Source organism: Sedimenticola hydrogenitrophicus (assembly GCF_029017505.1).
GTDB lineage: Bacteria > Pseudomonadota > Gammaproteobacteria > Chromatiales > Chromatiaceae > Sedimenticola > Sedimenticola hydrogenitrophicus_A.
The window spans coordinates 1-21,432 of record NZ_JAQGEI010000011.1 but is presented as its reverse complement, the minus strand read 5'-3'; the positions used below and the strand labels follow the sequence as shown (position 1 = coordinate 21,432).

At 63.8% G+C, this 21,432-nt stretch carries 20 protein-coding genes and 2 riboswitches; of the genes, 9 read left to right on the top strand and 11 right to left on the bottom strand.

Annotation, left to right across the window (positions count from 1 at the left end; translation table 11 throughout):
* Window positions 1–52 precede the first annotated feature (52 nt).
* The 6 genes from O9K64_RS08530 to O9K64_RS08505 all read left to right on the top strand — a co-directional run bounded on the left by O9K64_RS08530 (window position 53) and on the right by O9K64_RS08505 (window position 6,588).
* The gene (locus O9K64_RS08530) at window positions 53–907 is read left to right on the top strand and encodes an ATPase (protein WP_275097653.1); all 855 of its coding nucleotides are present in this window, start codon (window positions 53–55) and stop codon (window positions 905–907) included.
* Between the two features lie 12 nt (window positions 908–919).
* Window positions 920–1,990: a homoserine O-succinyltransferase MetA gene (metA, locus tag O9K64_RS08525; protein ID WP_275097652.1), complete on the top strand. Its 1,071-nt coding sequence runs from the start codon at window positions 920–922 to the stop codon at window positions 1,988–1,990.
* A gap of 332 nt (window positions 1,991–2,322) precedes the next feature.
* Entirely contained in the window at window positions 2,323–4,443 is a 2,121-nt protein-coding gene (locus O9K64_RS08520; RefSeq protein WP_275097651.1) for a thioredoxin domain-containing protein, read from the top strand.
* Between the two features lie 203 nt (window positions 4,444–4,646).
* A complete protein-coding gene (locus tag O9K64_RS08515; RefSeq protein WP_275097650.1) occupies window positions 4,647–5,192 on the top strand; it encodes an RNA polymerase sigma factor in 546 nt (181 codons plus the stop codon).
* Window positions 5,189–5,908, top strand: coding sequence for a hypothetical protein (locus O9K64_RS08510; RefSeq protein ID WP_275097649.1), 720 nt, complete (start codon window positions 5,189–5,191; stop codon window positions 5,906–5,908). Before O9K64_RS08515 ends, O9K64_RS08510 begins: the two co-directional genes overlap by 4 nt.
* A 242-nt stretch (window positions 5,909–6,150) precedes the next feature.
* Complete coding sequence (locus tag O9K64_RS08505) at window positions 6,151–6,588, top strand: DsrE family protein (RefSeq protein WP_275097648.1); 438 nt, start codon at window positions 6,151–6,153, stop codon at window positions 6,586–6,588.
* A 220-nt stretch (window positions 6,589–6,808) separates the two neighbouring features.
* On the opposite strand, the gene O9K64_RS08500 is transcribed toward O9K64_RS08505, so the two are convergent.
* The 11 genes from O9K64_RS08500 to gcvT form a co-directional block, all read right to left on the bottom strand.
* Window positions 6,809–7,444, bottom strand: a complete 636-nt coding sequence (locus O9K64_RS08500; protein ID WP_335342259.1) for a LysE family translocator — start codon at window positions 7,442–7,444, stop codon at window positions 6,809–6,811.
* 460 nt (window positions 7,445–7,904) lie between these two features.
* Window positions 7,905–8,363 (bottom strand): molybdopterin synthase catalytic subunit MoaE, encoded by a 459-nt coding sequence (gene moaE, locus O9K64_RS08495; protein ID WP_275097646.1) that lies wholly within the window; start codon window positions 8,361–8,363, stop codon window positions 7,905–7,907.
* A gap of 95 nt (window positions 8,364–8,458) precedes the next feature.
* The gene (moaD, locus tag O9K64_RS08490; protein WP_275097645.1) at window positions 8,459–8,713 is read right to left on the bottom strand and encodes a molybdopterin converting factor subunit 1; all 255 of its coding nucleotides are present in this window, start codon (window positions 8,711–8,713) and stop codon (window positions 8,459–8,461) included.
* On the bottom strand, window positions 8,710–9,921 hold the full coding sequence (gene glp, locus O9K64_RS08485) for a gephyrin-like molybdotransferase Glp (RefSeq protein WP_275097644.1): 1,212 nt from the start codon (window positions 9,919–9,921) through the stop codon (window positions 8,710–8,712). The genes moaD and glp overlap by 4 nt, the downstream gene beginning before the upstream one ends.
* A gap of 92 nt (window positions 9,922–10,013) precedes the next feature.
* Window positions 10,014–10,532 carry a molybdenum cofactor biosynthesis protein B gene (gene moaB, locus O9K64_RS08480; protein WP_260292271.1) on the bottom strand — a complete coding sequence of 173 codons (519 nt, stop codon included), beginning with the start codon at window positions 10,530–10,532 and terminating at the stop codon, window positions 10,014–10,016.
* Between the two features lie 21 nt (window positions 10,533–10,553).
* Window positions 10,554–11,486, bottom strand: coding sequence for a carbohydrate kinase family protein (locus tag O9K64_RS08475; protein WP_275097643.1), 933 nt, complete (start codon window positions 11,484–11,486; stop codon window positions 10,554–10,556).
* 233 nt (window positions 11,487–11,719) lie between these two features.
* Window positions 11,720–12,088 carry a diacylglycerol kinase gene (locus O9K64_RS08470; protein ID WP_275097642.1) on the bottom strand — a complete coding sequence of 123 codons (369 nt, stop codon included), beginning with the start codon at window positions 12,086–12,088 and terminating at the stop codon, window positions 11,720–11,722.
* Complete coding sequence (gene gcvPB, locus O9K64_RS08465) at window positions 12,089–13,546, bottom strand: aminomethyl-transferring glycine dehydrogenase subunit GcvPB (RefSeq protein ID WP_275097641.1); 1,458 nt, start codon at window positions 13,544–13,546, stop codon at window positions 12,089–12,091.
* A gap of 18 nt (window positions 13,547–13,564) precedes the next feature.
* A complete protein-coding gene (gene gcvPA, locus O9K64_RS08460) occupies window positions 13,565–14,962 on the bottom strand; it encodes an aminomethyl-transferring glycine dehydrogenase subunit GcvPA (RefSeq protein WP_275097640.1) in 1,398 nt (465 codons plus the stop codon).
* 16 nt (window positions 14,963–14,978) lie between these two features.
* Entirely contained in the window at window positions 14,979–15,374 is a 396-nt protein-coding gene (gene gcvH, locus O9K64_RS08455; protein ID WP_275097639.1) for a glycine cleavage system protein GcvH, read from the bottom strand.
* A gap of 115 nt (window positions 15,375–15,489) precedes the next feature.
* A complete protein-coding gene (gene gcvT, locus O9K64_RS08450) occupies window positions 15,490–16,581 on the bottom strand; it encodes a glycine cleavage system aminomethyltransferase GcvT (protein ID WP_275097638.1) in 1,092 nt (363 codons plus the stop codon).
* 156 nt (window positions 16,582–16,737) lie between these two features.
* Window positions 16,738–16,833, bottom strand: a riboswitch (glycine riboswitch).
* 15 nt (window positions 16,834–16,848) lie between these two features.
* A riboswitch (glycine riboswitch) is annotated at window positions 16,849–16,936 on the bottom strand.
* A gap of 363 nt (window positions 16,937–17,299) precedes the next feature.
* On the opposite strand from gcvT, the gene O9K64_RS08445 reads away from it, so the two are divergent.
* The 3 genes from O9K64_RS08445 to O9K64_RS08435 all read left to right on the top strand — a co-directional run bounded on the left by O9K64_RS08445 (window position 17,300) and on the right by O9K64_RS08435 (window position 21,405).
* On the top strand, window positions 17,300–18,316 hold the full coding sequence (locus tag O9K64_RS08445) for a Fe(3+) ABC transporter substrate-binding protein (RefSeq protein WP_275097637.1): 1,017 nt from the start codon (window positions 17,300–17,302) through the stop codon (window positions 18,314–18,316).
* 361 nt (window positions 18,317–18,677) lie between these two features.
* A complete protein-coding gene (locus O9K64_RS08440; RefSeq protein WP_335342258.1) occupies window positions 18,678–20,351 on the top strand; it encodes an iron ABC transporter permease in 1,674 nt (557 codons plus the stop codon).
* Window positions 20,326–21,405 carry an ABC transporter ATP-binding protein gene (locus O9K64_RS08435; protein ID WP_275097636.1) on the top strand — a complete coding sequence of 360 codons (1,080 nt, stop codon included), beginning with the start codon at window positions 20,326–20,328 and terminating at the stop codon, window positions 21,403–21,405. The genes O9K64_RS08440 and O9K64_RS08435 overlap by 26 nt, the downstream gene beginning before the upstream one ends.
* Window positions 21,406–21,432: the final 27 nt, after the last annotated feature.

Genomic DNA, 21,432 nt, shown 5'->3' with positions numbered 1-21,432 from the left:
TTATATTATGTCGCTTGAGCATCACCAACCCTTATAGAGAAGGCCGTAATCCGTGAAGTTGAGTCTGCAAGAGTTCCTCGCCTGGAAAAACAAGAGCATCACCCTGCTGGGCATGTCCGGCGTGGGCAAGACCCACCTCTCCAAGATCATGCGCCGCTACAACTGGTTTCACTACTCCGGCGACTACCGTATCGGCACCCGTTACCTGGACGAGGCGATCCTCGACAGCATCAAGCAGGAGGCGATGCGGGTGCCGTTCCTCAAGGAGCTGCTGCGCAAGGACTGGATCTACATCCGCAACAATATCAAGGTGGATGACCTGGGCCCGGTGCTCTCCTACGTCGGCAAGCTGGGCAACCCGGAGCTGGGCGGCGTGCCGCTGGAGGCGTTCCAGCAGCGCCAGGCGCAATACCGCCAGGCCGAGATCAACGCCATGCGCGATGTCCCCGAGTTCATCCGCAAGGCGCGGGAGATCTACGGTTACCAGCACTTCGTCAATGACGTGGGCGGCAGCCTGTGCGACATGGAGGAGCCCGGGGTGATCGACCTGCTGGCCGAGCACAGCCTGATCCTCTATATCCAGGCCACCGCGACGGACGAGGAGGCGGAGCTGGTGCGGCGTGCCCAGGACGACCCCAAGCCGCTCTATTTCCGCCCCGCTTTCCTGCGCCAGCAGGTGCAGGCCTATCTCCTGGAGCAGGGCCTGCGCTACACGGCGCAGATGGACCCGGATGACTTCACCCGCTGGGTGTTTCCGCGCCTGTTCCGTTCGCGCCTCCCCCACTACGAGGCGATCGCCGGACCGCTCGGTTACACCGTCACCTCCCTGGAGGTGGCCCAGGTGCGCGACGAGGCCGATTTCCTGGCCCTGCTGGAGCTGGCCATTTCACGCAAACAACCGGATTGACCGGGAGCCGCCATGCCACTGGTATCACACAACAACCTGCCCACCTTCGAGCGCCTGAGAAAGGCCGGCCAGACCGTGCTGGAGCCGACCCGGGCCCAGCACCAGGATATCCGCGAACTGCACATCGGCCTGCTCAACATGATGCCGGACGGCGCCCTGGAGCCGACCGAACGCCAGTTCTTCCAGCTGATCGGCGAGAGCAACCCGATCGCCCAGTTCTACGTCCACCCCTTTACCCTGGACGAGCTGCCGCGCGGTGACAAGGCGCGCCGGCATATCGACCAGTACTACGAGCCGCTGGCGAAGATCCAGGAGGAGGGGCTGGACGCCCTGATCATCAGCGGCGCCACCCCGGTCCACCCCAACCTGGCCGACGAACCGTTCTGGGAGCCGCTGGAACGGGTGGTGGAGTGGGCCTATGCGAATGTCACCTCGACCCTCTGCTCCTGCCTGGCCACCCATGCGGTGCTGGAGGCGCGCCACGCCACCAAACGTCAACCCCTCGGCTTCAAGCGCTGGGGGGTGTTTCCCCACCGGGTGGTGGACCGGGTGCATCCGCTGGTGAACGACGTGAACACCCGCTTCGACGTGCCCCACTCCCGCTTCAACGAGATCTCCCGCCAGCAGTTCGAGGCAGCCGGCCTGCATATCCTGGCCGAGAGCGAGGAGGCCGGGGTGCATCTGGCGGTGAGCCAGGACGGCTTCCGCATGGTCTATTTCCAGGGCCATCCGGAATACGAAACCATCAGCCTGCTGAAGGAGTACAAGCGCGAGGTGCTGCTCTATGCCGCCGGCAAGCGGGAGAGCTACCCGCCCTTCCCGGACAACTACTTTATGCCCCGGGTACAGGCCATCTTCAACGAGTACCGGCTCTATCTGCAACGCGCCCTGCAGGAGGGCAGCGAGCCACCCGAGTTCCCGGAAGCGTTGATCAGCGCGGAGCTGGACAACACCTGGCACGACACCGCGGAGGGCATCGTCGGCAACTGGATGGGCCTGGTCTACCAGATCACCCACAGTGACCGGCGCCTGCCGTTCATGGCGGGGATCGACCCGCACAACCCGCTGAATCTGAAGTGGTAGGCAATCGATAACGGATAGGCGCAATTAGGGGTCGGAGTCAAACCGCACAATTACACGGGATTGCCTGGCTGCCAGCGCCTAGGCTTTGACTTCGCCCCCGCCCAACACCCGCCGGCCAATTCCACCGGGAATTGCCGGTTGAAGCGGCTATAGTTTCTGTCATGATCCCAGAAACATCCGGAGGGGCGGCGGGACCATGTCTATTGACTAAAATCCGTAGCATGCGGTGAGCGCTACGAACCGCGTCATGCGCGACCGGTGCGCATCGCCACGCACCTTCCCGAACCCTCATGCCACCCATCCGAATACCTTAAAGACCGACAGGATAACCCATGCCCAGCAATCACCTGAGCCAGTGCACCAGCCCCTATCTGCTACAGCATGCCGACAATCCGGTGGAGTGGTATCCCTGGGGCGAGCAGGCGCTGGAAAAGGCGCGCCGGGAGGATAAGCCGATCCTGCTCTCCATCGGCTACTCCGCCTGCCACTGGTGCCACGTGATGGCCCATGAATCGTTCGAGGATGCGGCCACCGCCGCGGTGATGAACCGGCTGTTCGTCAACATCAAGGTGGACCGGGAGGAGCGTCCCGACCTGGACCGGATCTACCAGTCGGCCCACCAGCTGCTGGCCCAGCGTCCCGGTGGCTGGCCGCTGACGGTGTTCCTTACCCCGCACGACCAGACCCCGTTCTTTGCCGGCACCTACTTCCCCAGGGAGGAGCGCCACGGCCTGCCCGGTTTTGTGGCGATCCTGGAGAATATCGCCACCGCCTACCGCCAGCAGCGCCCCGACATCGAGCGCCAGAACCAGGCGCTGATCCGCGCCATCCGTCAGCTCGACCCGATTTCCGGCGGTCAGGCCGCAACCCTCGATTCGACCCCGCTGGAGACCGCCCGCCAGCAGCTGGGCAGCAGTTTTGACGAGACCCATGGCGGCTTCGGCAACGCCCCTAAATTCCCCCATCCCAGCAGCCTGGAGCAGCTGCTCAGGCACTGGGCGGCCACCGACTCCGGCGACCCCCGCTCCCTCTACATGGTGGACTTCACCCTGACCCGGATGGCCCTGGGCGGGATCAATGATCAGCTCGCCGGCGGTTTCTGCCGCTACTCGGTGGACGACCAGTGGATGATCCCCCACTTCGAGAAGATGCTCTACGACAACGGCCCGCTGCTGGCCCTCTATGCCGACCTCTGGCAGGCCACCGGCAAGCCATTGTTTCGCGACACCGCACGGCGGACCGCCCACTGGGTGATGAGCGAGATGCAGTCCCCGGAAGGGGGCTTCTACGCATCCCTGGATGCCGACAGCGAGGGCCACGAGGGGCGCTTCTACGCCTGGGACCGGGACGAGGTCGAACAGCTGCTGGACAAGCAGGAGTACCGCCATTTCAGCCACTTCTACGGACTGGACCGGGAGGCCAACTTCGAGGGCCGCTGGCACCTGCATGGCGATATCGATCTCGCCACCCTCGGCCGCGAGCTGGGCAGCAGCCCGGAGCAGGCCCGGGAGCTGCTGCAACAGGCCCGGGAGAAACTGCTGGCGCGGCGGGCGTTGCGGGTACGCCCCGGGCGGGACGAGAAGGTGCTCACCACCTGGAACGCGCTGATGATCAAGGGGCTGGCGCGGGCCGGCCGTCTGCTGGACGAACCGGGACTGATCGCCTCGGCGCGCCGCGCCGTCGACTTCATCCAGCAGCAACTATGGCGCGACCGCCACCTGCTGGCCGCCTGGAAGGACGGCCAGACCCACCTGAACGGCTATCTGGACGACTATGCCAACCTGATCGATGCCCTGCTGGAGCTGTTGCAGGCACAGTGGGACAGCCGGCTGCTGGCCTTCGCCAGCGACCTGGCCGACACCCTGCTGGAGCGCTTCGAGGACCGCGAACAGGGCGGTTTCTACTTCACCTCCAACGACCACGAGGCGCTGATCTACCGCCCCAAGCCGTTCGGCGATGAGTCGATCCCGGCCGGCAACGGCGTGGCCGCCTCGGTGCTCACCCGGCTTGGCCACCTGCTGGGCGAGGTGCGCTATCTGCAGGCGGCCGAGCGCACCCTGCAGTGCGCCTGGGAGCACCTCAGGCAGATCCCCCACGCCCACTGCACCCTGCTGAAGGCGCTGGATGAGCTGATCAACCCCACCGAGCTGATCATCCTCCGGGGCGAGGCGGCGGTCATGCAGCCCTGGCTGCAACGGGCCAACCGGCACTATGCGCCGCGCCGCCTCACCTTCGCCATCCCCGCCACGGCCAGCGGCCTGCCGGAGGCCCTGAACCTCAAGCCGGCCGGCGCGGATTGCAGGGCCTATCTCTGTCACGGCTCCCGCTGCGAGGCCCCGATCCACGCCTTCGCCGAGTTCGATAAGGCCCTGCGCGGCAGCGAGGCGACGGCCGACGCGGAGAGCCAGCGGTTCGACGGCGCGGTGGGCTCGTTCAAACGTTTCCGGGAATAGTCGCGACGCGTAGGCTGGGGTGAGGAACGAACCCCAACATCATGGCGCACCCGCATGAAACCCCGTTGGGGTTCGCAAGCTCACCCCAACCTACGCGCTTCGGTCCGGAGGCGTGGCGGGTCGGGTAATCGATAAAAAAGATGGAATAAATCCACCGGCTGCCGCGTCTTATTCACAACAACTGGAAAGGGGACGGCTGTTTGATGTTCACCGCGTGGCGCAACGAGAGCAAAAACCGGCAGCGGCTGGCGGCACTGAGCCCGCGGCTCCGACGCCTGGCACTGGGCTGGTGCGGCGAGGAGAGCCTGGCCGATGACCTGGCCCAGGAGGCGCTGACCCGGGCGCTCGCCGGGCTCGCCTCGCTCAAGGACGGGGCGGCGCTGGAGGGCTGGGCCTTCGCCATCCTGGCCAACTGTTTTCGCGATCACTGCCGGCGCCAGCGGCCGGCCGATCGCTTCGACGAGTGCATCGACCCCACCCTGCAACCCGCCGACGAGCAGCTGTTGCAACAACAGACAGTAGACCGGGTCCGCCAGGCCGTCGCCCGGCTCAGCCCGGCGCGGCGGGAGGTGCTGATGCTGGTGGATCTGGAGGCCTGCAGCTACGCCGAGGTGGCGGAGATCCTCGGCATCCCGGTGGGTACCGTGATGAGCCGGCTGAGCCGCGCCCGACAGCAACTGAAACAGCTGATGGCGTCGGAAACGCGGGCAAAAACCGACGGCCGGCCCTTCATGGAGCGTATCAAATGAACGCGGACCACTACAGCGACGAACAGCTCAACGCCTTCATCGACAACGAACTGGCCCCGCAGGAGCGCCTTGAGCTGCTGCGCGCGGCCGCCGATTCCGATCCGCTGCGCAGGCGGCTGTTGCAGTTGCAGTACCTGAAGGAACTCACCCGCGCGGCCTATCCGCTCAGCGGGCCGAAGAACGGCGAACGGCGGGCGTTGGCCGCCGGCGGGGGCCTGACCCGTTATCTGACGGCCGCCGCCATCGGCGGGCTCTCCCTGTTCGCGGTGCAGCTGGTGACCGAGGCGCCCTCCTCTTCCGATCACAACCGGCGGGCACCGCTGGCCGCCTTCGGCGACGCCCGGACGTCACAGACCCGGGTGGTGTTCCACATCAGCAGCGACAGCCGCGAGGACGCGGCGCTGCTGCTGGATCAGGTGGAGACGGTCCTCGAGGAGCATCGCGCCAGCGGGCAGCCACTGCGCCTGGAGGTGGTGGCCAACAACCAGGGGTTGCGGCTGATGCAGCAGGGGCTTTCGCCCTTTCCGGAGCGGATCCGGCGGTTGAGCGAGACCTACCCCAACCTGGTATTCGCCGCCTGCGGCAACACCCTGGAGCGCATGACCAAGGAGACCGGCGAGCAGATTCAGATTGTGCCGGAGGCGGTGATCGTCCGCTCCGGGATCTCTTATATTACCCGGCGCCAGCAGACCGGCTGGGCCTATATCAAGGTCTGATTCAGACCATTACCAACTGCAGTAAGCGGCCGCTACCCAAAGAGCCAAACGCTGCAGACCATAAGGCGATTGCCGGAAATGAACATCCTGGATTGCGTAGAATTTTCGTTTCCCTGCAAGGCGCCCCAGGCGAAGCATAGTCGGATTATGTGATGCCTGGGGCAACGCGGCAGGGGGACGAAAAGACCAGCAAGCGGGGATGTTCATTGACAGAAATCGCCTAACCAAAGAGAGGATGAAAGATGAAAACCATAAACCATAGCCTGATGGCCCTGCTGCTGTTTTTCGGCCTGTTCACCGGACAGGCCCTGCTGGCCGCGGAAGGCGCCCCCCACAAGGTGGTGATCCAGGTCAGCACCGACGACCCCCGCACCCAGACCATCGCCCTGAACAACGCCGTCAATCTGCAAAATGCCCTGGGACAGGACAATGTCCAGATTGAGATCGTCGCCTATGGGCCCGGACTCGGCATGCTCACCAGCGAATCCAAAGTGGGACAACGTATCACCAGCCTGGCGATGCAGGACATCCAGTTCAGTGCCTGCGGCAACACCATGAAGGCTGTGGAAAAGAAGACCGGGACAATGCCGGTGCCCCTGGAAGGGGTCTCGGTGGTCCAGGCCGGCGTGTTGCGCATCATGGAACTGCAGGAGCAGGGTTACGCCTACGTTAGGCCGTAATTCAAGTAGTCAAACCGGTGCGACCACACTCCCGTGGCGCACCAGTAAAATAACCGGCCCGGCAATGCCGGGCCGGTTATTTTAACTACCGGGGGGTTACAGGCCAGACGGCCGCTCGAACGGATAGTCCTGCACGCTGCTGAAATGCCCCTGCATCGGTTTTTCTGCCATCCTGCCGGCGCGGTAGCCGGCAGCCAGGTCAGGTCCTCTGACTGCGCCGTCAGCCGAACGCCAGCCAGACGCCCACCCCTATCATCAGGCTGCCTGCCAGGCGATTGAGCAGACGCACATTGCCGCGCTGCCGCAACAGCAGGCTCAGGCTGCGGCCGCCACTGGCATAGAGCACCAGACAGCTGAACTCAATCAGCAGGATCAGACCCAGCAGCACGCCGAGCTGCGGAACCATCGGCTGCTGGTCACTGATAAAGGGCGGCAGCAGGGAGATGAAGAAGGCCCAGCCCTTGGGGTTGGCCACGGCGGTCACGAAGCCCTGCAGCGCCAGCGCCATCCCGGTGGCAGGCGCCTGCCGCGGGCCATCGAGATTGATCGCCAGCTTGCCGCGCGAACGCCACATCTTGAGACCGAGATAGCCCAGATAGGCGCCCCCCCCGTACTTGAACAGCTCGAACAGCAACGGGTAGTTCAGCATCAGGGTGGCCACGCCGATCACCGCGGCGGCCGCCACCAGCCCCACCCCGAGCAGTTCGCCCGCCATCATCCAGAAGGTGCGCCGCAGGCCGATGGTCATACCCAGGGTCATGGAGAGGGTCATGCACATCCCCGGCGTCACGGAGACAATAAAGAAAGTGGGTATGAAGACCCCCAGCAGGGTGGGATTGAGGGTGGTGTTCATCATTCCAGCCTGGTGATTCGATAAAGCGCTCGCAAAGACGCCAAGTACGCAAAGATAACACGGAGAGGATGTGGATTTATCCCCGCAAATATCAGGGAAGGGAGTGTGCCGCTATCCACCTCAAAAGTTCTTGATTCTAACCTTTGTGGTAGCCACTCACCCGAGGTGTCCTTAAAGCCTCACCAATGCACCACGGAGGCACAGAGGACACAGAGGACACAGAGGACACAGAGGTTAACTGAACAATGTAGCGTGCGGATAATTGGAGCAGCCATTGCACTCAGTGCTGGAATGTACAGCTTACGGACTACAGGATGCAGGAGTGGTACAGGGGTATACCGTTTACGGACCTGAGGATGGAGCCCGCAGGAGAATCTTGTGGTTTCTCTGTGCTCTCTGTGTCTCCGTGGTGAGGATAGGGGTGAGCAGTTACCCTTTGCGTACTTTGCGAATACAGCTGCCGCTAGGATCTTTTCCAGCGCCGCTCCGCTGCATCGTCGCTGTGGCGTGCATCAACCCAGCGCTCGCCCTCCGCGGTCTGCTCCTTTTTCCAGAACGGCGCCCGGGTCTTGAGATAGTCGATCACGAACTCGCAGGCCTGGAACGCCTCGCCGCGGTGGGCGCTGGCCACCGCCACCAGGACGATGGGATCCAGAGGGTGCAGCGGGCCGACCCGGTGGATTACACGGATGCCCAACAGTTGCCAGCGCGCCCCGGCCTCGTCGACGATCGCCTGCAACGCCTTCTCGGTCATACCGGGGTAGTGTTCCAGGGTCATGGTGCTGACCCGGTCGCCCTCGTTGATGTCGCGCATCTGGCCGAGAAAGGTGACCACCGCGCCGATGGCCGGATTGTCCCGCCGCAGCTCCTCCTGGATCGCCGCGAGATCGAAGGGTTCGGTCTGTATTTTGATCTGGTTCATGGAATTTTACCGTGATCTGAAGGGTTGAACAGATCCGCAGGAAGAGACGCCCCGCTACGCTAAACCCACTATCTACAACAGAGTATAGATGCTGCCTAACCGCCGGTGACCGGCGGGAAAAAGGCCACTTCGTCGCCATCCTTCACCGCCGTCGACAAGTCGCACATCTCCTGGTTCACCGCCACCAGCACGGTCTGGTCATCGGCGAATACCTCACCCCAGGCGTCGCCACGTCCCTTCAGCCGTTCGACTATGGCGCTGACCGAGGTCAGTTCGGGAGTGTAGTCCAGGGTCTCCGAGCCGGTCTGGAGCGCCTCGCGCAGGCGCGCGAAATAGAGCATATGAATCATTTGAGTAACTCGCTGAAAGGCAGGAATTGCACCATCTCTCCCCGGGCCAGGGTCTGCTGCTCGGGGAGTATTGCCAGGCCATTGGCCCAAGTGAGGGAGTTGAGCACCCCGGAGGAGCGACTGGAGAACAGGCTGATCTGCGCCTGGCCCCGGGCATCCAGATTGAGCTGGGCACGGGCGAACTCGCGGCGCTTCTCCGCCTTGGGCCAGTCGAAATCGGCCTTGGCCAGGAGCGGCGTGGGCGCCAGTTCCACCTCCCTGACACCCTGGGCCTTGAGGATGAAGGGGCGGGCGAACAGGCAGAAGGTGACAAACAGGGAGACCGGGTTGCCGGGGGTACCGATGAACGGGGTGCCCTCGATATGGCCAAACGCCAGCGGCTTGCCCGGGCGGATGGCGATCTTCCACAGGTCCAGCGAACCCAGCGCCTCGACCGCCGGCTTCAGGTGGTCCTCTTCGCCGACCGACACGCCACCGGAGGTCATCACCAGGTCGGCCTGGGCGGCGGCCTTTGATAGCGCCTGGCAGGTCGCCTCGAAGGTATCCTCCACAATGCCCAGGCTGACGATCTCGCAGCCCAGCGCCTGCAGCAGCGCCTGCAGGGTGTACTCGTTGGAGTTGTAGATCTGGCCCGGGCCCAGCGGCTGACCGGGGTTGATCAGTTCATCACCGGAGGAGAACAGCGCCACCTTGAGCCGGCGATAGACCACCAGCTCGCCGACGCCGACGGAGGCCGCCAGCCCGAGATGCTGGGCGCCGAGACGGGTGCCCGCCTGCAGCACCTCCTGGCCGATGCGGGTGTCCTCGCCGGCATAGCGGATATTGGCACCGGACTCCGGCATCTGGTTGACAATGACCTGGTCGCCCTCCTGCGCGCACACCTCCTGGATCACCACGGTATCGGCGCCCGGCGGTACCGGTGCGCCGGTAAAGATGCGCGCCGCCGTGCCGGGCGCCAGCGGTTGCGGCGCGGCACCGGCCGGGATGCGCTGGGAGATGGCCAGACGGCAGGGCACCTCCCCCAGGTCGGCACTCTGCACTGCGTAGCCGTCCATGGCGCTGTTATCCCAGGGCGGCATGTTGATTTTGCTCACCACCGGCTCGGCCAGGATACGCCCATTGGCCTCGGCCAACGGCACCAGCTCACGCTCGCCCACCGCCCGGGCGTGGGAGAGCAGCAGGGCCAGCGCCTCTTCCAGCGGTTTCATTCCCGGCTCGGCTACGGAGGAACAACCACACTCACTCATCGATCTCTACTCCCGATTCTGTTGCTGGGCCCGGCGCTGGCGCCGGGCCGGGATCAGGCCCGGAACATCTGGGCGAAGTTGCAGGGGCGGGTGCGGTGATCCAACTGCGGATTGAGGATCTTGTCCCAGCCGGTGCGGCAGGCCCCGGTGGAACCGGGCAGGCAGAACACCAGGGTCTGGTTGGTCAGCCCGGCGATGGCCCGGGACTGGATCGCCGAGGCGCCGATCTCCTCCAGCGAGACGTGGCGGAACAGCTCGCCAAATCCCTCAATGGACTTCTCCAGCAGCGGCATGACCGCCTCCGGGGTGCTGTCGCGGCCGGTGATGCCGGTGCCGCCGGTGCTTAGCACCACGTGCACTTCCGGGTCGGCGATCCAGCGCGAGAAGATCGCCCGCATCTGGTAGACATCGTCCTTGACGATCGCCTTCTCCACCACCCGGTGGCCGGCGGCCTCGGCCCCCTCCTGGAGGATCCTGCCCGATTTGTCGGTCTCTTCGGTGCGGGTGTCCGAGATGGTCAGTACCGCGATGTTCAGGGGCACGAAGCCCGATTCGTCATAATGTCCTGTCATCATCTACTCACAAGGTCCGGGTCAGAGGGCGTAACCGAAGGCGATCTTGAAGCACTGGGCGAACTCATCGCACTGGAAGCGGTGGTTCTGCGGTCCCGCCTCCTCGATCTTGATGCCGCCCATCAGCGAGGCGATACGGCCGGTGGTCTCCCAATCCATGCCATTCATCAAACCATACAACAGGCCGGCCCGATAAGCATCACCACAACCTGTGGGGTCAACGATGTTGGCCACCGGTGCGACCGGGATCTCATACAGCTGGTCGCGGGTATAGATCAGCGAGCCCCGCCCGCCCCGGGTGATCACTACCGCCTCCACCCGCTCGGCCATCTGTGCCGGGCTGAGTCCGGTGCGCTCCTCCATCAGCTTGGCCTCGTAGTCGTTGAAGGCGAGCCAGGTGGCCTGCTCGACGAAACGGGTCAGCTCGTCGCCGTCGAACATCGGCAGTCCCTGACCGGGGTCAAAAATGAAAGGGATTCCCTGCTCCACGAACTGCTCGGCATGCTCGATCATCCCCTGGCGGCCGTCTGGCGAGATGATGCCGATGCTGCAATCCTTCGCCTCCGCGACCCGGTTCAGGTGGGAGTGGGACATGGCGCCCGGATGGAAGGCGTTGATCTGGTTGTCGTCCCGATCGGTGGTGATGTAGGCCTGGGCGGTATAGCTGTCCTCGATCACCTTGATGTGATCGCGGCTGACGCCGTTCTCGTCCATCCAGCTGGCATAGGCGCCGAAATCGCCACCGACGGTGGCCATCGGCTTGCCCTCCCCGCCCAGCAGTTTCAGGTTATAGGCGATATTGCCGGCGCAGCCGCCGAACTCGCGACGCAGCTCCGGCACCAGGAAGGAGACGTTGAGGATATGCACCTGTTCCGGCAGGATGTGGTTCTTGAACTGGTCCTGGAAGACCATAATGGTATCAAAGGCCATAGAGCCACAAATCAGCGCAGACATTCCGTCCTCCATTGATGTTATTCAAGCCGGGGATTCTACACCGATCAGTGTAGGGTTGGGTAGAACACCGCTCTCGGCCATGGCATCCTCGGCTCCGTATACGGTACGTCCCTGTACCACTTCTCCTGGCCTACGCGGTATAAGTCCATCCCTGGACAAAACTGCCAGCCGGTAGCCCGGCTGGCAATGATCCAGATCAGACCCGGGGCTCGCGGATGGAAAAATTCAGCTCCTCACCACCGGGGGGAGAGTATCAGCAGCCAGATGACGACGGCCATCGCGATGGCCAGGAACACCGCGGCCGAGCCGACATCCTTGGCCCGACCGGAGAGTTCATGGTGTTCGTTGCCGACACGGTCGACCACCGCCTCGATGGCGGAGTTGAGCAGCTCCACCAGCGGAACCAGCAGCAGACTGCCCGCCAGCAGGGCCCGCTCCACCCCGCTCCGGCCCAGATAGAGGGCCAGCGGCAGCAGCGGTACCAGCCCCAGCAGCTCCTGCCGGAAGGCGGCCTCGTGCCGCCAGCAGGCGCGGAATCCGGCCAGGGAGTAGCCACCGGCGTTGATAATACGACGCAGCCCGGTGGCCTTCTGTTCCGCCACTTAGCCGGCGTCCCGTTGCTGCCAGGCCAGATCCAGCTCGCGCGCCGCCTTCACGTCATCCAGCCGTTTCACCGGCAGGGTATGGGGCGCACCCTTCACCAGCCCAGGTTCTTGTGTTGCCTCCTCCAGGATGCGGCCCATGGCGTCGATAAAACCATCCAGCGTCGCCATATCCTCGGTCTCGGTCGGCTCGATCAGCAGGCACTCCGGCACCAGCAGCGGAAAATAGGTAGTGGGAGCGTGGAAGCCGTAATCCAGCAGCCGCTTGGCGAAGTCCATGGTATTGACCCCCAGCTCCTTGGCCTGCTTCTTCAGGGTGATGATGAACTCGTGGGTGGCGCGCCGCTGCGGATAGGCGGCCTGGAAACCGAGCGCCTGCAGCCGTTTGAGCATGTAGTTGGCATTCAGGGTGGAGAACTCGGCCACCCGGGGCATCCCCTCACGACCCAGCATGCGAGCATAGATATAGGCGCGCAACAGCACCCCGGCGTTACCGGCAAAGGCGGTCAGGCGGCCGATGCTCTCGGGGCACTCCCGCTCGGTGAGCCAGCGGTATTCATCCCCCTCCCGGGTCACCATGGGTACCGGCAGGTAGGGCACCAGGCGTTCGCTCACCCCGACCGGACCGGCCCCCGGACCGCCGCCGCCGTGGGGAGTGGAGAAGGTCTTGTGCAGGTTCATGTGGATTACGTCGAAGCCCATGGTCCCGGGGCGCACCTTGCCGAGGATGGCGTTCAGGTTGGCACCGTCATAGTAGAGCAGCCCGCCCGCCTGGTGCACGGTCTTGGCGATCGCCTCGATGTTGCGATCGAACACCCCGAGGGTGGAGGGGTTGGTCAGCATGATACCGGCCGTGTGCGGCCCCACCACCGCCTTCAGCGCCTCCAGGTCCACATCACCGTCCGGGCCGGTGGGGATCTCCCGCACCTGGTAACCACACATCACCGCCGAGGCGGGATTGGTGCCGTGGGCCGCGTCCGGCACCAGGATTTCACACCGCGCGCTGTCGCCCCGAGCCTCGTGATAGGCGCGGATCATGGCGACCCCGGCAAATTCGCCCTGGGCACCCGCCGCCGGACTGAGTGACACCGCCCGCATGCCGGTCACCTCGCGCAGCATCTCCTGCAGCTCATACAGGCAGGCCATGAAGCCCTGGCTGTGGCTCTCCGGCGCCTCGGGATGGCGCGACAGCAGGCCCGGCAGGCTGGCCAGGCTGTTGCAGGCGCGCGGGTTGTATTTCATGGTGCAGGAACCCAGGGGATAGAATTGGGTATCGATGGAGAAGTTCTTGCGCGACAGGCGGGTGTAGTGGCGCACCGCCTGCATCTCGGAGACCTCCGGCAGGGCCGCCGACCGCCGGCGCCGGAACTGTGCCGGGATAGCGCTGATATCCGCCTTGTCGAGCGGGGACTGGGCCGGGGCATAGCGACCGGCCTTGGATTGTTCAAAGATCAACATGCTGACAGATTCTCCCGATTACTCTTTCGGCACCAGACCACAGGTGACACCACCCTGCAGCTGGATCACCCGGGCCAATTTTTCCGCGTAGGCGGCAATCTCCTCCGCGGTGCGCTGTTCGGTGGCACAGACCAGGATCGCCTCGCCCAGCTCCGGATAGTCGCGGGAGAGATCGAGCCCGCCCAACACATTGTGCGCCGCCAGGGAACGCAGCACGCCGGCGGCCGGTGCCGGCAGCCGCAATACCCGCTCGTGGAAGGCCGGGCGGTCAAACAGCGGCGCCACCCCCGGAATGGCGCTGAGGGCCTCCACCAGCGCGCGGGTATTGGCATAACTGGCGGCGGCGGCCCGCTCCAGCCCCTCGCTGCCCAGCAGGGCCATGTGGATGGTGGCGGCTGTGACCATCAGCCCCTGGTTGGTGCAGATGTTCGAGGTCGCCTTGGAACGGCGGATATGCTGCTCGCGCGCCTGCAGGGTCAGGGTGTAACCCACCTTGCCATCCAGGTCCTGGGTGCGCCCGATGATGCGCCCGGGCATCTGCCGCACGTGCGCCTGCTGGCAGCAGAGGAAGCCGAAGTAGGGGCCGCCGGAGGCGAGCGGCGCGCCCAGCGGCTGCCCCTCGCCACAACAGATATCGGCACCCTGGCCGCCCCACTCACCGGGCGGGCTCAGCAGCGCCAGACTCAGCGGATTGACCACGCCGATCGCCAGGGCGCCATTGGCATGGGCCCAGTCGGTCAAGGCGTCCACCTCCTCCAGCACGCCGAAGAAGTTGGGCTGCGGAATTACCAGGGCGGCGAAATCCTCGCCCCGGTACTGTTCCAGCACGGCCGGATCGGTGTGCCCGCCCTGGGGGTCGAACGGCAGCTCCACCAGCTCAACCTGCTGGTTCTTGACGATATTGTGCACCACCCGGCGATAGGCCGGATGCACCGTGCGCGGCATCAGGATGCGTTTGGATTTGGACTTGCGGTTGGCCCGCACCGCCATCAGCACCGCCTCGGCCAGGGCCGAGGCCCCGTCATACAGCGAGGCGTTGGAGACATCCATGCCGGTCAGCGCCACCATCATCGACTGATACTCGTAGAGCAGTTGCAGGGTGCCCTGGCTCGCCTCGGCCTGGTACGGGGTGTAGGCGGTGTAGTACTCACCCCGGCCGGTGATCTGCCAGACCGCCGCCGGGATATGGTGGTCGTAGGCGCCGGCGCCAAGGAAGCAGACCGGCTGCCCGTCCTGCTGCGCCCGTTTGCCCATCAGGTGGCCGATCTCCATCTCCGACAGCGCGGTCGGTATGGCATCCAGCTGGGAGAGCCGCAGGCTGGCCGGTATCTCTTCGAACAGATCGTCCAGGCTGCCGACACCGATGGCCGCCAGCATCTCCTGGACCTCTTGCTCTGTATGGGGGATAAATGGCATGTCTCTCGGGGTCCTCTCAGTGCGCTTCCGATTCCATTACATCGCTGTAGGCGTCGGCATCCAGCAGATCATCCAGTTCGGCCGGTGCCGAGAGTCTGACCTGGAACAGCCAGCCATCACCGAACGCATCCTGATTGACCGTCTCCGGGGTGTCCACCAGGGTTTCATTGATCGCAATCACCTCACCGGACACCGGGCTGTAGACATCGGACGCGGCCTTTACCGACTCGACCACCGCGCATTCGGCACCGGCATCCACCGTATCGCCCACCTCCGGCAGCTCGACGAAAACCAGATCCCCCAGCAGCTCCTGGGCGTGATCGGTAATACCGATGACTACCGTGCCATCCTCTTCATCACGCACCCACTCGTGGGTTTTGGCGTATTTCAGATCGTTGGGTACATTGCTCATCTCTAGGCCCTCTATTCGCTAAACGGGTTGTTATCTTGATTTGTTACTTTTCAGCTATTCGGTAAAAAAACCTGAAATCATCAGGAGTCTGTCAGACTCGGTCGGCGGTAGCCGATCAGACTTCAACGCGCGCCTTGCCGTTGCGTACAAAGGGTGGGCGTACCACCCTGGCAGGCACCCGCTTACCACGGATCTCCACCTCACACTCCCCACTCACCTCCGGCGATACCCGCGCCAGGGCAATGGATTTCTCCAGTGTAGGCGCAAATCCGCCGGATGTGATCTCGCCCGCCTCCCGATCGTTGAAAAAGACCTTTTGATGGTCACGCAGCACCCCCCGGCCGATCAGCACCAGACCGACAAACCGCCGATTGGCGGGATCGCCCTTGCGCGCCTCCAGAGCTTGACGGCCAATGAATGCCCGTTCGGCCGGCTCCCAGGCGATGGTCCAGTTCAACCCGGCCTCAAGCGGCGAGATGGTCTCGTCCATATCCGAGCCGTACAGGTTCATGCCGGCCTCCAGGCGCAACGTGTCCCGCGCCCCCAGACCGCAGGGCCGCACCCCGGCATCCGCCAGCGCCTGCCAGAAGGCGACCGCCTCGGTCTCCGGCAGCATGACCTCGAAGCCATCCTCACCGGTATAACCGGTGCGCCCGACAAACCAGTCCGCCGCCGTGGCCGCATAGAAGGGCTGGAGATCGGCGGCCGGCTCTTGCAACGGCACAGGCAGCTGCAACAGCGCCTTGTGTCGGGCATGGGGGCCCTGAACCGCGATCATGGCCAGATCGTTACGCGGATTGACCGTGACATCGAAGGCCGGGGCCTGGCGGTTCAGCCAGGCCAGATCCTTCTCGGTGGTGCCGGCATTGACCACCATGCGAAACCAGGTTTCATGCATGAAGTAGACGATCAGGTCATCGATCACGCCGCCCTGCTCATTCAACATGCAGCTGTAGAGGGCCTTGCCGGACTCTTGCAGACGGGCCACGTCATTGGCCAGCAGATGGCGCAGAAACGCGCGCACCCGGTCGCCGGTAAGATCCACCACCGTCATATGACAGACGTCAAACATCCCGGCATCCTTGCGTACCGCGTGGTGTTCTTCGAGTTGCGAGCCATAGTGCAACGGCATATCCCAGCCGCCAAAGGGGACGATACGCGCACCCATGCTGTTGTGGGTGTCAAAAAGGATGGTTCTGTTTCCCATGGGATTCTCCACCAGTCAAAAACAACGCCGCTCCCGGCCATCCATGGCCTCCGCGGCCCGTAGGGGCAGGCCCCTGTGCCTGCCCTTTGTCCGGGCAACCACGGGGGGGCTACGGCCATCCCTGGACAAAAAAAGGGCGGCGCAAGGATCCCCCTGCGCCGCCCCTCTGTCCTGAACCTGAGAGTTTGAAACCGGAATCACCGGTCCCTGCCCCGTCGGTGGGCCTGACGGCCACTCTCCAGAGTCAACCCGGAAGGAGACTTCCCTCCCCACACCGCGGTCCTTCTGCCTGAGCGATTCCGGACGGTTTGCGCCTTCGGCGTCGGCCAGGGCCGATCTCTCCCACAGTGGTTTGGATTGAGGGCTCGACTATACCCGTTGAATATCCCTTTGCCAATATTAAGGCTACCTGAATACCCATCCAACTCAGCTATACCGAGAAAACATTTTAGCCGCGAGGAGTGGTGCAAGAGGAGTGGTACAGGGATGTACCGATAACGGAGCCGAGGATGCAATGCACCGTTTACGGACCTACGGATGGAATATACACAAATAAATGCGAATAAGGTTACTGGGATAGTATGCAGATAAACTTGCGTACCACAGCATTCACGGTAAGGCTGTCCTGGACAAAATAAAAGAACAGCGGGTATTGATAACGCGAATGATTATTAATAGAATGCGCATCAAAGCTAACAATTCCTGGAGATCAAAAAACATGAATATCCGCTTCAAGCTAGCCCTCTTTACCACCGCCCTCACCCTCTGCAGCAACGCGCTAGCAGCCGAGGTGAACGTCTACTCCGCCCGCAAGGAGGCCCTGATCAAACCGCTGCTGGACCAGTTCACCAGCGAAAGCGGCATCAAGGTCAACCTGGTCACCGGCAAGGCGGACGCCCTGCTGAAGCGGCTGCAGAGCGAGGGGGCCAACTCCCCAGCCGACCTGTTCATTACCGTTGACGCCGGACGCCTGCACCGCGCCAAGGAAGCCGATGTGCTGCAGCCGATCTCCAGCGAAGCCCTGAGTGCCGCCATCCCTGAACACTTCCGCGACCCGGAAGGTTACTGGCATGGGCTGTCGGTACGTGCCCGGGTCATCACCTACGTCAAGGACCGGGTCGATCCCAAGCAACTCTCCAGCTATGAGGCGCTGGCGGACCCGCAATGGAAAGGCCGTATCTGTATCCGCGGCTCCGGCAACATCTACAACCAGTCGCTGGTGGCGTCGCTGATTGCGACGAACGGCGAGGCGGCCGCCCAGCAGTGGGCCGACGGTTTGGTAAAGAATTTTGCTCGCGACCCCAAGGGCGGCGACCGGGATCAGGTGAAGGCCGCCGCCGCGGGCGTATGTGATCTGGCGATCTTAAACACCTACTACCTGGGCGCCATGCTCAACGGCAAGGATGAAAGCGAGCGGGCAGCCGCCGCCAAGGTAGCCCTGTTCTGGCCAAACCAGAATGGCCGGGGCACCCATGTCAACGTCAGCGGCGCCGGCGTCACCCGTTCCGCCAAGAACAAGGAGGCGGCGGTGAAGCTGCTGGAGTTCCTGGCCAGTGAAAAGTCACAGGGCTGGTATGCCAGCGTCAATCACGAATATCCGGTGCGCCCGGGAGTGGAGTGGTCCGAGACCCTGACCCAGTGGGGAACCTTCAAGGCCGACACCCTGAACCTCTCGGTACTGGGTAAAAACAATCCCGCGGCCGTTCGGCTGATGGACCGGGCCGGCTGGAAATAAGGATCGAAGGGGTCGGAGTCAAGCCGCCCGGATCTGGAAGCATTTCCCCCCACCGGTGCTCGGCTTGACTTCGACCCCTGTGGGTACGCGGCTTGCACAATCGCACCGAACCCCAGAAAATAGACCCTTCACGCCTCAGCGCCATTCTCGACGGATGGCGTTGAGTTTTTTGTTTCACCTGAATCCGTGACTTCAGGGCATGTTCCGGAGGTCTTGGGTGAGTGTATGCCGCAGGGATGCGGCATCCAAGCCTACAGGGATGTATTCACGGCGTCTCACCCAAGGCTTCCGGGATATGCCCACGAATACATAGGGTTGGCAGTCAAGCCATGGGTCCAGGTTTCAGTCATTCGGTGAAGCCGTGGCATCTGGCAACTACAGGAGAGCAACAGCGCCGCTGTCGTGGCGGATCAGCATTATCGGCACCGCCCTGTTGCTGGCCATGCCGGTGCTGGTGGTCTCCAGCTATGCCCTGGTACCGGCCGGGGAGGTGTGGCGGCACCTGGCCGACACCGTGCTCGCGGATTATGTCGGCAACACCCTGTTGCTGATGCTGGAGGTGTCCGTCGGCACCCTGCTGATCGGCGTCTCCACCGCCTGGCTCACCACCATGTGCCGCTTTCCCGGCCGAACTGTTTTCGAGTGGGCCCTGCTCCTGCCCATGGCCATGCCGGCCTATATCATCGCCTACACCTACACCGGCATGTTCGATGTGGCCGGGCCTATCCAGACCGCCTTGCGCGAGTGGCTCGACCTGCGCTACGGCGACTACTGGTTTCCCGACATCCGTTCGCTCTGGGGCGCCGGCGGGATGCTGTCACTGACCCTCTATCCCTATGTCTACCTGCTCTCCCGCGCCGCCTTTCTGGAGCAGTCGGTGTGTGTCCTGGAGGTCAGCCGCTCGCTCGGCAACGGACCCTGGCGCACCTTCTTCCGGGTGGCCCTGCCGCTGGCCAGGCCGGCGGTGGTCGCCGGCCTGAGTCTGGCCTTAATGGAGACCCTGGCCGACTACGGCACGGTGCAGTACTTCGGCGTCGGTACCTTCACCACCGGCATCTTCCGCACCTGGTTCGGCATGGATGACAGCGCCGCCGCCGCCCAGCTCTCCACCGCGCTGCTGCTGTTTGTGTTCACCCTGGTCCTGCTGGAGCGCTGGTCGCGGCGCAAGATGCGCTACCACCACTCCAGCCAGCGCCATCAGGCACTGCCTGGTTTTGTGCTCAAGGGCCGGCAGCGATTCGGCGCCGTGCTGATCTGCTCCGCGACCCTGTTCCTGGGCTTTCTGCTGCCCGCCGGTCAGCTGCTGTTGTGGGCGATAGCGACCCGGGAGATGATCGATTATGACTTCCTGCAACTGACCCTGAACACCGTAGGTCTGGCCGCCGGTACCGCGCTGCTCGCCCTGCTGCTGGCGCTGCTGATGGGTTATGGACGCCGGCTCAGCCCCGACCGGCGTACCGTGGCCGCCGTGCGGGTGGCCGGTATGGGATATGCGGTTCCCGGTACGGTGATCGCGGTCGGCGTCATGCTGCCGCTGGCCTGGATCGACAACAGCATCGACGGCTGGCTGCGGGCGCACTTCGGCATCTCCAGCGGACTGCTGCTCAGCGGTACCCTGGTGGCGCTGGTGTTCGCTTACCTGGTACGCTTTCTCGCAGTCTCGCTGCAGACGGTGGAAGCGGGGCTGGGCAAGATCAAACAGAGCATTGACGAAAGCGCCCGCACCCTGGGGGCATCGCCAGGCGAGGTGTTGAAGCGGGTGCACCTGCCGATGCTCAAGGGGAGCCTGCTCACCGCCCTGCTGCTGGTCTTCGTGGATGTGATGAAGGAGTTGCCCGCCACCCTGGTGCTGCGTCCTTTCAACTTCAACACCCTGGCCGTCAGGGCCTTTGAACTGGCCTCGGACGAGCGCCTGCAGGATTCCGCCAGTGCCGCCCTGACCATTGTCCTGGCGGGGATCATCCCGGTGATCCTGCTGAGCCGCTCAATACGCAATTCAAGAGAGAAGCATGACCTACCAACTGGAACTGAATGAGGCATCGATCGCCTTCGGCTCAACCGATGTGGTCAAGCAAGTCAGCCTCAAACTGAGGGAGGGGGACATCGGCTGTCTGCTGGGTCCCAGCGGCTGCGGCAAAACCTCCCTGCTGCGGGCGATCGCCGGATTTGAACCCCTGCGCCAGGGCAGCATCGCCCTGCATGGCAAAGTGGTCTGTGACACGCAACAAATGATTGCCCCCGAGCAGCGCCGGGTGGGTATGGTATTTCAGGACTTCGCGCTGTTCCCCCATCTCAGCGTGGCCGAGAATATCGGCTTTGGCCTGCGCGGACGGACGGCCCAGGCCAAGCAGGCCAGGATTGCCGAATTGCTGACGTTGGTCGGCCTGACCGAATCCGCCCGACAGCACCCGCATCAGTTGTCCGGGGGGCAGCAGCAACGGATCGCCCTGGCCCGGGCGATGGCCCCGCGCCCGGAAATCCTGCTGCTGGACGAGCCGTTCTCCGCCCTCGATCCGGAGCTGCGGGGACAGCTGGCAAGTGAAGTGCGGATGCTGCTGAAGGAGGATGGGATCACCGCCATTCTGGTGACCCACGACCAGACCGAGGCCTTCACCATGGCCGACCAGATCGGCGTCATGAACCAGGGGGTGCTGCATCAGTGGGACAGCGGTTACAACCTCTACCATCACCCGGCCACCACCTTCGTCGCCGACTTCGTCGGCCGCGGGGCGCTGTTCGCCATCACGGTTGCCGACCGCAACAGCATCGACACCCCGTTCGGACGGCTCAGCGGGAAACTGCCGGACTGTAGCCAACCCGGCACCGGCCTGCAATTGCTGATCCGCCCCGACGATATCCACCTCACCACCAAGGATGGCGCTATCAGCGCCCGGATCAGCGAACGCCTGTTTCAGGGCGCGGAGTATCTCTACACCCTGCAACTGGAGAGCGGCGACCGCTTTCAGTGTCTCGCCCCCAGCCATCAGCAACATAATATCGGTGACACCGTCACCCTGAAGCTGGATATGCAGGACCTGGTGCTGTTTTCGGATAACGGACAGGCGCTCTCGCTCCCCGGGAAGCCCTAAGGACCCGCGCATGATGCGGTTCGCAAG